This window comes from Algibacter agarivorans (genome assembly GCF_039543245.1).
In the GTDB taxonomy this organism is placed as follows: domain Bacteria; phylum Bacteroidota; class Bacteroidia; order Flavobacteriales; family Flavobacteriaceae; genus Algibacter_G; species Algibacter_G agarivorans.
The window spans coordinates 183813-195872 of record NZ_BAABJJ010000001.1 but is presented as its reverse complement, the minus strand read 5'-3'; the positions used below and the strand labels follow the sequence as shown (position 1 = coordinate 195872).

At 33.5% G+C, this 12060-nt stretch carries 10 protein-coding genes; 7 read left to right on the top strand and 3 right to left on the bottom strand.

Annotated elements, in window-relative coordinates; genetic code table 11:
* Positions 1–290: 290 nt before the first annotated feature.
* From ABD935_RS00930 to ABD935_RS00920, 3 genes are all read right to left on the bottom strand, one after another.
* Complete coding sequence (locus ABD935_RS00930) at positions 291–1856, bottom strand: MGH1-like glycoside hydrolase domain-containing protein (protein ID WP_345189582.1); 1566 nt, start codon at positions 1854–1856, stop codon at positions 291–293.
* A 201-nt stretch (positions 1857–2057) separates the two neighbouring features.
* Positions 2058–2678: a ribosome biogenesis GTP-binding protein YihA/YsxC gene (yihA, locus tag ABD935_RS00925; protein ID WP_345189581.1), complete on the bottom strand. Its 621-nt coding sequence runs from the start codon at positions 2676–2678 to the stop codon at positions 2058–2060.
* Positions 2679–2898: 220 nt separating this feature from the next.
* A complete protein-coding gene (locus tag ABD935_RS00920; protein WP_345189580.1) occupies positions 2899–3663 on the bottom strand; it encodes an alpha/beta fold hydrolase in 765 nt (254 codons plus the stop codon).
* 323 nt (positions 3664–3986) lie between these two features.
* Here ABD935_RS00920 and mraZ point away from each other — a divergent pair, with 323 nt between their 5' ends.
* The 7 genes from mraZ to murD all read left to right on the top strand — a co-directional run bounded on the left by mraZ (position 3987) and on the right by murD (position 12020).
* A complete protein-coding gene (gene mraZ, locus ABD935_RS00915; RefSeq protein WP_345189589.1) occupies positions 3987–4457 on the top strand; it encodes a division/cell wall cluster transcriptional repressor MraZ in 471 nt (156 codons plus the stop codon).
* Positions 4444–5340 (top strand): 16S rRNA (cytosine(1402)-N(4))-methyltransferase RsmH, encoded by an 897-nt coding sequence (rsmH, locus tag ABD935_RS00910; protein WP_345189579.1) that lies wholly within the window; start codon positions 4444–4446, stop codon positions 5338–5340. The genes mraZ and rsmH overlap by 14 nt, the downstream gene beginning before the upstream one ends.
* Positions 5341–5476: 136 nt before the next feature.
* A complete protein-coding gene (locus ABD935_RS00905; RefSeq protein ID WP_345189578.1) occupies positions 5477–5794 on the top strand; it encodes an FtsL-like putative cell division protein in 318 nt (105 codons plus the stop codon).
* 62 nt (positions 5795–5856) lie between these two features.
* Entirely contained in the window at positions 5857–7815 is a 1959-nt protein-coding gene (locus ABD935_RS00900; protein ID WP_345189588.1) for a penicillin-binding protein, read from the top strand.
* Positions 7812–9275, top strand: a complete 1464-nt coding sequence (locus ABD935_RS00895) for a UDP-N-acetylmuramoyl-L-alanyl-D-glutamate--2,6-diaminopimelate ligase (RefSeq protein WP_345189577.1) — start codon at positions 7812–7814, stop codon at positions 9273–9275. Before ABD935_RS00900 ends, ABD935_RS00895 begins: the two co-directional genes overlap by 4 nt.
* A 1-nt stretch (position 9276) precedes the next feature.
* The gene (gene mraY, locus ABD935_RS00890; RefSeq protein WP_345189576.1) at positions 9277–10518 is read left to right on the top strand and encodes a phospho-N-acetylmuramoyl-pentapeptide-transferase; all 1242 of its coding nucleotides are present in this window, start codon (positions 9277–9279) and stop codon (positions 10516–10518) included.
* Positions 10519–10691: 173 nt separating this feature from the next.
* On the top strand, positions 10692–12020 hold the full coding sequence (gene murD / locus ABD935_RS00885; protein WP_345189575.1) for a UDP-N-acetylmuramoyl-L-alanine--D-glutamate ligase: 1329 nt from the start codon (positions 10692–10694) through the stop codon (positions 12018–12020).
* The last annotated feature ends 40 nt before the right edge of the window (positions 12021–12060 follow it).

The window sequence follows — 12060 nt, the reverse complement described above, 5'->3', positions numbered from 1 at the left end:
TCGGGGTTTGTTTATTCTAATTTACGAATTATATCGCTGATTTACAAGTATTTGTGTGCATCTGAAAGTGCCTAATTAATACTTTTTTTTCAATTAAAAATAACTGTAGATTATTTAATTTTTTGTTAGCGTTTTCTTCAAAATGTGCTACAACGTGTTTCTTGTATGATTAGTGGCGTGCTTTAAGCAACGACTTTAGCAAATATAAACTGAATAGAAATTCGTCATGGATTTTCTTAGCCAGCAGCAGCAATTAATTATACACGTTGTACATAGCTATTTGTCATATTTTATAATTCAATAATAGTTTCTCCTTTTGAAAGATAATAACTTTTTGATTTTTGATTTTGAACTATTTTAAGTTTTACATCATTACTACTTGTAGCAGTTATAATTGATTTTCCATCTTTTATTTCGTGTATAAGTGATACAATTGTGTTTCCACAATGAATGTTTTTAATTCCATGCTTGCTTTTTCTATTGAGAATCCATTCTATTTCAGAGGTCTTACCATTTACTCGTATTCCAAGAACATTTTCTATTAACAAAGCAACTGGGCCAATACCCGTCCAACCAACAAAGTCTTTACGAACTTGATTACCATTTTTAAATGAGGCTGGGGAAAAAGAATCTGGGGCGTAGCATTCCCATAATGTGCCAGTTTCTTTAAATACTTGATATAATCCGTTTAAATATTTTTCTGCACATTGTGTCGCGAATTTTTCGTTATTAGTTTTTTCTAAACCTTTTATTACCATGTAATTGGTTGGTGCCCAGATTGCCCCTTTCCAATAATTCCCAAATGATGAATAGCCTTCTTCATCAGCAGAAAGCGATGGGAATATATTTTTTCTCCAAAACTCATTTGGATTTTGAAGATGTTTTATAAGTTTTTCATTCTGTTTAGGTGAGGTAATGCCTGCCAACATAGGCCAAAATGAAGCAATTGTTTTTATTTTTTGCTGTTTACCTTTAGGGTCTACATCGTAATAGATTCCATCTTCTTCATTCCAACACCACTTGTTAATTTTGTTTCCTAATTTTTTTGCTTTTCTTTTATATTCTTTTGCTTTATTCTTGTAATTCAGAATGCTACAGATATTAGATAAGTCATGATAGTTCATAACCATTTGGCTGCTAATATCAATCCATCCAACAGGCGAAAAACTATTATGGCCATCAGGTCGTCCATTGTCTCTTGGCGTGTTATCCATTCCTGAAGCCTGCCCATTAGTCCAATATAATTGATGAGGAGTATTTATAGATAGACGATGTTTTTCTAACCAATCAACATATTTTTCAAGAACTGGAAAAATGATTTTAAAACGAGAATCATCTCCTGTAAGTTCGTAGTTTTTCATTTCTACCCAACTAAAAACAGGAGGGTTGATAGTTCTAGAAAAGTTTTTTCCACCTCCCCACCAGTGGTCACTTCCATCGGCTTCAGCGATAACTCTCCAAATTAATCCATCATCATGTTGACGGCAATAAAAATTATCATGAGATTCTATTGCTGGAAAAATATCATGACCATATCTTGCAAACATAATCATAAAGTGAGTATCCCACTGAAAAATGAGTTCGTTGAATGCCTCATCTATAAAATTAGATACAAAAGGTGAATTTTGAGGAGGTCTTTTGAAATTAGAAAAGGCAATTTCCCATGTTTTCCAATACATATCTACCCATTCTGGATTGTCATCTAGAATAGGAATAGGTAGTTGTTTTTTACTTTCTTGAAAAGTAGGAATGGGTTTATGATCATATTTCTTTTTTTTAAAATATTTTCCCCTTTCAGTTTGTGCTATAGAAGGGAAGCAAATAGTTAAAAAGAATAGGAAAGCTATATGTTTCATTGTTAATTTTTAATTTAAAAGGTTCACTGTAACATCTAATTACTTTATCGTTTGTACATAATGTTTAAAAATATGTAGCCTTTATTCAGGACGGGTCAATATGACGAACAACGGTTACGTATATCTTAAGTTAGCTTTTATTAATAAAGTTTTAAATTTTAGCATATAAACAGAAAGAACAAAAAGAGAGGATTAAGGTTATTATATAAAAGTTTTAGAATCCAACTCCATATTCTCATTCAGCCCTTCAATGTATTCCAAAACTTCGTCCTTGCCAATATCTTTAGAAGATGAGGTTATAAAGTAATTAGGCATATCTTCCCATGTTTCTAGAAGAATATTTTTGTAAACATCCACATGGTTTTCAATAGCTTTAGGTTTTAGTTTATCAGCTTTTGTAAAGATGATTGAAAATGGAATACCGTTTTCGCCTAGCCATTGCATAAATTCTAAATCTATAGGTTGAGGTTCATGCCTAATATCAACCAAAACAAAAGCGGTAACAAGCTGCTCGCGAACTGTAAAATATTGAGTAATAAATTTTTGAAATGTCTTTTTTGAGCTTTTAGAAACACGTGCATAGCCATAGCCTGGTAAGTCGACAAGATGCCAGTTTTTATTTATCAAAAAATGATTTATAAGTTGTGTTTTTCCTGGCCTTCCAGAAGTTTTGGCTAAGCTTTTTCTGCTCGTTAGCATATTAATTAATGAAGATTTACCGACATTACTTCTACCAATAAAAGCATATTCTGGTAACCTGCTTTTTGGGCATTTAGCAACATCAGAATTGCTCATTACAAATTCGGCAGATTTAATATGCATATTTTGTCATTCCCTCGAAGGAGGGAATCTCATTATTTGAAGTTAATATTTTGATAAAAGACATAAATCGATAAATTTTAACCACATCAATTGAATTTGGTTTATCTATTAAAACTTTGCTTGAATTTTTGATTTTCAAAACAATGAAATTTTTTGTTTCTTTTTTTACCTGTGCTTCAGAGAGGTCGGAACTGCTTTTCGTAGTTCAGGATAAGGCTTTTTAAAACCCTCTTTTTTGTAACCAAGTATCCATAACACTATTAAATTCATCTGGATGTTCCATCATGGCAGCATGGCCACATTTGTCAATCCAATGCAATTCAGAATCAGGGAGCAAGTCGTTAAATTCTACAGCAACCTCAGGAGGTGTTACATTGTCATTTTTACCCCAAATAATACAGGTTGGTGTTTGCATTTTTGGCAAGTCTTTAGACATGTTATGTCTAATAGCGCTTTTGGCAATTGCTAATGTTTTTATAAGTTTATGTCGGTCGTTTACCGTTTCGTAAACTTCATCTACAATGTCCTTTGTGGCAACAGCAGGGTCGTAAAAAACATCTTGTGCTTTCTTTTTAATAACCTCGTAATCGCTACGTTTGGGGTAGCTGCCACCCATTGCACTTTCGTAAAGTCCAGAACTTCCAGTAATAATAAGTGCTTTTACGGTTTCAGGGTACATTTTTGTATGGTACAAACCAATATGTCCGCCTAAAGAGTTTCCTAGTAGAATTACTTCTTTATAGCCTTTAAAAACAATAAAGTCATGCAGGTACTTTGCAAAACTTTTCACATTGGTTTTAAGTAAAGTCATATTGTATATAGGCAATTCAGGAATAAGTACTTTATATCCTTTTTCGCTAAAATAATCGGTTACAGAATCAAAGTTGCTTAAGCCGCCCATAAGACCATGTAGCACAATTATAGGTGTGCCTTCGCCTGCTTCAATATAGCTGTATTTTTTTTCTTTTTTTAAATGATGCGTCATTAATCAGTTAGTCAGTCATTAAAAACAAATATAGTTATTTCATTGATATTTCCACTATAATAATTCTTTTCAAGCAAAATTGCTATTTCTCTTAAAGAAAAATGCATAAAACATTAAAATTAGAGATGTTAACAAAACCAGTATTTGGAAATGAAAGACGTTAATCTGGTGTGATATAGCGTTGGTATTGCATTTGTTATTCTTAAATCGGTTTAAAAACATTTTCATTCAAAAATTTATTAACAAAGTGGTAGGAAGTGGTAAATTATGGTAAATTTTGAATATATTTGAAACTTAAACACTTAATATCTTTTAAAACCGCTTTGGACTTAATTACAGGGACATACGATTGTAAAGTTGATGCAAAAGGCAGATTAATGATGCCTGCTTCCATCAAAAAACAACTTTCTTCTGTTTTGCAGGAAGGGTTTGTTTTACGTCGTTCTGTATTTCAAAAATGCTTAGAACTTTATCCCATGAGTGAATGGCAAGTGCTCATGCAAAAAATGAATAAGCTAAATAAGTTTAAAAAGAAGAATAATGATTTTATCCGAAGATTTACAGCAGGAGCCAAAATGGTTGAGGTTGATGTGAATGGGAGGTTGTTGATTCCAAAAGACTTAACGGTTTTTGCTAACATTTCAAAAAATATCGTGGTAGCTTCTGCTATCAACATTATTGAAATTTGGGATAAAGATTTATACGAACAAGTTATTGACGATGCGGCTGATGATTTTGCAGATTTAGCCGAAGAGGTAATGGGACAAGACGATGACGATTATGGAATATCATAACCCTGTACTTTTAAAAGAAGCCGTAGATGGGTTGAATATCAAACCTGAAGGTGTTTATGTAGATGTTACTTTTGGTGGCGGCGGGCACAGTAAAGAGATATTAAAACGACTTGGCGATAAAGGAAAGTTATTTGCTTTTGATCAAGATTCAGATGCTCTTGAAAATGCAATTGACGATGATAGGTTTACGCTTATCCATGAGAATTTCAGATTTGTAAAACGTTTTTTAAGGTTTCATGGTGTAAAGCAAGTAGATGGAATTTTAGCCGATTTTGGTGTGTCATCTCATCAATTTGATGTCGCTGAACGCGGTTTTTCCACGCGTTTTGAAGCAGATTTGGATATGCGAATGAACCAACAAAACAAATTGTCTGCTTTTCATGTGGTTAATGAGTATGATGAAGAGCAATTAAAACAAGTGTTTTTGCAATATGGTGAATTGCGTGCAGCGCCAGCAATGGCAAGACTAATTGTTGAGTATAGAGAAACGGAGCCAATTATAACGAGCGAGCAGCTAAAAACAGTTTTAAGAAAGTTTTTGCCGCCACGTTATGAAAATAAAGTGTTAGCTCAGATTTATCAAGCTATTAGAATTGAGGTTAATCAAGAAATTGAGGTTTTAAAAGAATTTTTGCAGCAAACACCAGAGATTCTAGTTAAAGGTGGGCGATTAAGTTTTATTTCCTATCACTCTTTAGAAGATAGGTTGGTGAAGCGTTTTATTAGAAATGGCATGTTTGAAGGTGAACCAGAGCGTGATATGTTTGGGAATTTTGAAGTGCCACTAAAAAAAGTAAATGGTTTGATTGTTCCTTCTGCAGAAGAAATAAAAACTAATAATAGAGCTAGAAGTGCAAAGCTTAGAATAGCCGAAAAGCTTTAAAAAGTGAGAAGTTAGAAGCGATTTTGTAAAGCAAAATTTAATTAGTGAAATAATAATGCAAGGCATGCAAGAGTAAGAAAAATGATTCATGCATTCGTGGCTAAAAAAGAGATTTCTGCATACGCATAAATGGGAAATGAAAAAAAACATCTATAACATATTAAAGGGTACTTTTTTAATTAGTGATGATTCATTTAAAAGTTGGCGATTAATCCTATTTGTCTCTGGACTAGCTATTGTCATGATTGCAAGTTCGCATAGTGCAGATAAAAAAGTGTATGAAATGGCACGACTTAAAAATGAAGTCAAAGAAATGCGTTCTGCATTTGTTGATGGTCGTTCTAAGTTGATGAGGCTTAAAATGGAGTCGCATGTTATTAAAGCAATGAAAGAGAAAGGGTTGGCTATATCGGAGAACCCGCCAAAAAAAATAAAAGTAAAAACACAAAATTAAGTTAGGTCTTGGCAGTAAACGAAAAAGGTATATTAAACCGATTATATTTTATAGCAGGATGTATGTTCATCTTCGGTATTGCTGTGGTGTTTAAATTGCTGAGTATTCAGTTTATACAAGGCGATAAGTACAAAGCCTTAGCTACAGAGCGTGTTGTAAAAGATGTTATTATTCCTGCCAATAGGGGTAATGTATATTCTGTTAATGGGAATTTATTGGCGACTTCAATTCCTAAATATGATATTCGCTTAGATGCTTTAACGCCTTCAAATAAAACATTCGAAAAATATTTAAAGCCTTTTTGCGATTCACTTTCAAAATACACTGGAAAATCTTCAGCTAAACTTGAAAAAGATATTAGGCGAGCGCGAGCCAACAAAAATAGGTATTTTCTATTGGCAAGAAATATTGGCTATTCAGATTATACGCGATTGCGACGTTTTCCATTATTAAATCTTGGAGCCTTTAAAGGTGGGTTAATTGTAGAGCAAACAACAAAGCGCGAACATCCAATGGGCGGTATTGCTCAAAGAACCATTGGTTATGAGCGTACAGACGATAAAGGTAATGTAACAAGACCAGGGATTGACGGTGCTTTTGGGGTTAAATATTTGCGAGGTGTAGATGGGCAAAGAAAAAAACAGCAAATAGGAAAAGGGCAATGGAAGCCTTTAAGTGATGCTAATGAAATTGAACCAAAAGACGGCTATGATGTGTATACAACTATTGATGTAAACATACAAGATATAGCGCATCACGCACTTTTAAAGCAATTAGAATTGTACGAGGCCGAGCACGGTTGTGTGGTGGTTATGGAAGTGAAGACTGGTGAGATTAGAGCAATTTCAAACCTTGGAAGAACCAGCAATGGGAAGTATTACGAAAAGCTAAATTATGCGGTTGGCGAAAGTCATGAGCCAGGATCTACATTTAAAGTTATGGCATTAATGGCGGCTTTAGAAGATAAAGTTATTGATACGGCTACAATTGTCGATACTCAAAAGGGAAGAAAGCGGTTTTACGGAAGATATATACATGATTCGCATAGAGGCGGCTATGGTAAGATTTCTGCCGCTCGTGCATTAGAGGTTTCATCAAATATTGGTTTAGCAACTATTATAGATGAACATTATTCTCAAAAACCAGAAAAATTTCTTAATCGGATTAAAGAATGGAAATTGAACAAACCATTAGGTGTTTCCATAATAGGTGAAGGCAAACCGGATATACCTGAGCCAGGTGATAAAAAATGGAGTAAAAATGCATTGCCTTCCATGGCGTATGGGTATAATTTAGAGTTAACACCACTTCAAACTTTGGCATTTTATAATGCTATTGCCAATGATGGCGAACTTATTAAGCCAAGATTTTTAAAAGCAATAAAAGAGTTTGATAAAGAGATTGAAACTTTTGATAAAGAGGTTATTGTTAAAAAAATCTGTTCAGATGAAACTTTAAATGAAACACAAGAGATATTAAAAAATATAGTAGTTAGAGGGACAGGGAAGAAATTGTATTCTAAAACGTTTTCCATGGCTGGTAAAACAGGAACTGCTAGAACAGAATATTGGATGAAAGATTGGGAAGATAGTCCTAGATATATATCGTCTTTCTCTGGGTATTTCCCCGTTGAAAACCCTAAATATTCTTGTATTGTGGTTATTCATAAACCAAGCACAAAAGTTGGTTTTTATGGTGCAGATGTTTCTGGACCTGTATTTAAAAGAGTCGCTCAAAAAATATATACAGACACCCCTTTAATTGATGAAATAGAATCATTAGAAGTTAAAATAGGTGCTGTTGAAAATGAATATGAAAGTTTTTATAAAACAGCTCAAACTTATAAAACCATTATGCCAAATGTAGTGGGTATGCCAGCAATGGATGCCATAGTGCTTCTAGAAAATATGCAGGTAGATATTAAGGTGAAATTGAATGGTAATGGTATTATAAAAACACAATCAATCAATAAAAGCACAAAATTAAAAGATAACCAAACTGTAGTTTTAAAGGCATCATGATGGCATTAAAAGACATATTGTATAAAGTAACTATCAACGCAGTTGTTGGTAGTACAGGTATAGATGTGCCCGCTATTGATTTTGATTCTCGTAAAATTACTAATGGCGATTTATTTGTGGCTATTCGAGGTGCGATTGCAGATGGTCATGATTTTATTGATATCGCTATAGAAAAAGGGGCGAAAAGCATTGTTTGCGAAAAACTACCAGAAAAATTAGAAGATGGTGTTACTTATGTAGAAGTTGATAACTCTAGTAAAGCCTTGGCAATTATGGCTTCAAATTATTACCATACGCCATCAGAAAATTTAAGATTGGTTGGAGTTACCGGAACTAACGGAAAAACAACTGTAGCAAGCTTATTATATCAATTGTTTAAAAAAGCAGGATACAAAGTGGGCTTGTTGTCAACCGTAAAAATTATGGTTGATAATACTGAGCATAAAGCTACGCATACCACACCAGATTCATTGACTATTAATAAGTATTTAAGTGAAATGAATGCAGTTGGTGTAGAGTTTTGTTTTATGGAAGTGAGTTCGCATGGCATTCATCAATACAGAACGGAAGGCTTGCAATTTGAAGGCGGAATATTCACAAATTTATCCCATGACCATTTAGATTATCATAACACTTTTGCAGAATATAGAGATGTTAAAAAGAAGTTCTTTGATGAGCTTTCAGATAAAGCATTTGCTATTGTAAATATTGATGATAAAAACGGCTTGGTTATGTTACAAAACACTAGAGCTCGAAAATATACCTATGCCTTAAAGAGCTATGCCGATTATAAATCTCAAATATTAGAAAACCAATTTGGAGGTCTTTTGCTTAAAGTGAATGATAGCGAGGTTTGGACAAGGCTTATCGGGAATTTCAATGCATATAATGTATTGGCAATTTACGCTACTGCAGAATTATTAGGACTTGAAAAAGTAGAGGTTTTGAGATTAATAAGTGATTTAGAAAATGTAAGCGGACGTTTCCAGTATGTGGTTTCAAATGAAAAAATAACGGCTATTGTAGATTATGCACACACACCTGATGCTTTAAAAAATGTATTAGAAACCATTAATAGCATTCGTACCAAAAACGAAGAACTCATTACAGTTGTTGGTTGTGGTGGTGATAGAGATAAAACCAAGCGTCCTAAAATGGGGCATATCGCTTCGGTGCTAAGTACTAAAGTGATTTTTACAAGCGATAATCCAAGAAGCGAAAAGCCAGAAGCTATTTTAGAAGATATAGAAAAAGGGGTAGAACCATTAAACTATAAAAAGGTGCTGACCATTGTTGATAGAAAACAAGCTATTAAAGCGGCTTGCCAAATGGCGCAGCCTAACGATATTATTTTAATAGCTGGCAAAGGACATGAAACCTATCAGGAAATTAAAGGCGAACGTTTTGATTTTGATGATCTTAAAATAGTACAAGAATTTTTAAAACAATTACAAAAATAATATGTTGTATTACCTATTCGAATATTTAGAAAAACAGTTTCAATTTCCTGGAGCAACACTTTTTGGTTTTTTAACCTTTAGAGCGGCTTTAGCTATGATTTTATCCCTGTTAATTTCTACTATTTACGGTAAAAGAATCATTCGTTTTTTATTAAAACAGCAAGTGGGAGAAACCATTAGGGATTTAGGTCTTGATGGTCAAAAGGAAAAGGCAGGTACGCCAACAATGGGTGGTGTTATCATTATTCTTGCCACTTTAATTCCAGTGTTGTTATTAGCAAAATTAGAAAATATTTACATTCTTCTTTTAATAGTGACGACTCTTTGGATGGGAACTATTGGATTTATTGATGATTACATCAAAAAGTTTAAAAATGATAAAGAGGGTTTAAAAGGACGCTTTAAAGTTTTAGGCCAAGTTGGTCTTGGGATTATTGTTGGTGCAACTTTGTTTTTTCATCAAGATGTAACCATGAAGGAAAAACTTCCTATTGCAGAGCAACGTGTTCTTTTGGCAGAGAATCCAAATATTGAAGCTTCAAAGTTATTCGAAGACGAAGTGAAATCAACTAAAACAACTATTCCGTTTGTAAAAGGAAATGAGTTCGATTACGCAGATTTAATCACTTGGATAAACCCACATTTACAAAAGTACGCATGGATTATTTTTATTTTGGTGTCCATATTTATTATAACTGCAGTCTCAAATGGTGCTAACTTAACCGACGGTATTGATGGTTTGGCTGCGGGAACTTCAGCTATAATTGTCCTAACGTTGGGGATTTTTGCTTGGGTATCTGGTAATATTATTTTCTCAGAATACCTCAATATAATGTATATCCCCAGAGTTGAGGAAATAACAATTTATATAGCGGCGTTTGTAGGTGCGCTTATTGGGTTTTTATGGTATAACACTTTTCCAGCTCAAGTGTTTATGGGCGATACGGGGAGTTTGACTATTGGCGGAATAATTGCCGTTATAGCAATAGCGGTGCGTAAAGAATGGTTAATCCCAGTATTATGCGGCATCTTTTTAGCGGAGAATTTATCGGTGGTTATGCAAGTTAGTTGGTTTAAATATACCAAAAAGAAGTATGGGGAGGGGCGACGTATTTTTAAGATGGCGCCACTACATCATCACTATCAAAAATCTGGATATCACGAAAGCAAAATAGTAACACGTTTTTGGATTGTAGGCATATTGCTAGCTATTATTTCTATTGTGACTTTGAAAATTAGATAAAGGGAATTTACGAGTTATGATTTATGATTTACGAATTAATAAATGAAGGAAGCATTAAAAAATAGAGCTAAAAGATTGCATGTAGGAGCTAATGAGTTGCTGTTAATAGTTGTGGTGTCAATTAGAACAATGAGAAGCCATAATCGTAAATCGTAATTCTAAAATCGTATATCATGAGATTAGTCATATTAGGTGGTGGAGAAAGTGGTGTAGGAACAGCGCTTTTAGGAAAAGAAAAAGGATATGACGTTTTTGTTTCCGATAAAGGAATAATAAAAGAAAAGTACAAACAAGTTCTTATACATAATGAGATTGAATGGGAAGATGAAATGCATACAGAAGCTAAGATTCTGAATGCTGACATCATCATGAAAAGTCCAGGGATTCCAGATAAAGTGGCTTTGGTTAAGCAAATCCGTGAAAAGGGAATTACTGTGGTTTCTGAAATTGAATTTGCTTCAAAATTCACTGATGCAACTATTGTTGGAATTACGGGAAGTAACGGTAAAACAACAACAGCAACCTTAACACATCACATTTTAAAACAAGAATTAAATGTGGGTTTGGCGGGGAACATTGGAGATAGTTTTGCGAAACAGATTTTAGACAAAGACTATGAAAATTACGTGTTGGAGATTAGCAGTTTTCAGTTAGATGATATCATCGATTTTAAACCGAAAATTGCCGTTATCACAAACATTACACCCGACCATTTAGATAGATATGATTACAAATTTGAAAATTATATCCATTCTAAATTCAAGATAGCCATGAATCAAACCAAAGCGGATTATTTGATTTATGATGCCGATGACGAAGTGATTACTAGTCATCTTAAAAACAATCCAGTTCAATCCACATTATTGCCATTTTCATTAGTTAAAAAAATTGAAAATGGTGCGTATTTAGACAACAACAATATTAAAATAACAATAAATAACAATCAAATAATTATGCCAACATCAAATCTTACACTAGAAGGAAAGCACAACGTTAAAAATGCGATGGCAGCTTCTACTGTAGCGCATTTACTTAAAATTAGAAAACAAACCATTAGAGAAAGTTTAGAGAATTTTCAAGGGGTTGAGCATCGTCTAGAGCAAGTGCTCAAAATTAATAAGGTGCAATATATAAATGATTCTAAAGCTACTAACGTAAATGCTACATATTATGCTTTAGAAAGTATGGATGCGCCAACCGTTTGGATTGTTGGAGGTGTAGATAAAGGTAATAATTACGAAGAGTTATTTCCTTTTATAAACGAAAAGGTAAAAGCTATTATTTGTTTGGGTGTCGATAATGAAAAATTAATGAACACGTTTGGTAATATGGTTGATGTTATTATTGAAACACAATTTATGAGCGAAGCCGTAAAAATAGCTTATAAATTAGCTGATGCTGGTGATAATGTATTGTTATCTCCTGCTTGTGCAAGTTTTGATTTGTTTGAAAACTATGAAGATCGTGGACGTCAATTTAAAAACGCGGTTAGAAATTTGTAATAATGTCTGGTCGAGCGCAGTCGAGACCTGTTAAATAATT

What these genes read in the sequence shown, in the direction of transcription:
- ABD935_RS00930 (WP_345189582.1), bottom strand. Translation starts at nt 1,856, where the DNA reads ATGAAACATATAGCTTTCCTATTCTTTTTAACTATTTGCTTCCCTTCT.
- yihA (WP_345189581.1), bottom strand. Translation starts at nt 2,678, where the DNA reads ATGCATATTAAATCTGCCGAATTTGTAATGAGCAATTCTGATGTTGCT.
- ABD935_RS00920 (WP_345189580.1), bottom strand. Translation starts at nt 3,663, where the DNA reads ATGACGCATCATTTAAAAAAAGAAAAAAAATACAGCTATATTGAAGCA.
- rsmH (WP_345189579.1), top strand. Translation starts at nt 4,444, where the DNA reads ATGGAATATCATAACCCTGTACTTTTAAAAGAAGCCGTAGATGGGTTG.
- ABD935_RS00905 (WP_345189578.1), top strand. Translation starts at nt 5,477, where the DNA reads ATGAAAAAAAACATCTATAACATATTAAAGGGTACTTTTTTAATTAGT.
- ABD935_RS00900 (WP_345189588.1), top strand. Translation starts at nt 5,857, where the DNA reads ATGTTCATCTTCGGTATTGCTGTGGTGTTTAAATTGCTGAGTATTCAG.
- ABD935_RS00895 (WP_345189577.1), top strand. Translation starts at nt 7,812, where the DNA reads ATGATGGCATTAAAAGACATATTGTATAAAGTAACTATCAACGCAGTT.
- mraY (WP_345189576.1), top strand. Translation starts at nt 9,277, where the DNA reads ATGTTGTATTACCTATTCGAATATTTAGAAAAACAGTTTCAATTTCCT.
- murD (WP_345189575.1), top strand. Translation starts at nt 10,692, where the DNA reads ATGAGATTAGTCATATTAGGTGGTGGAGAAAGTGGTGTAGGAACAGCG.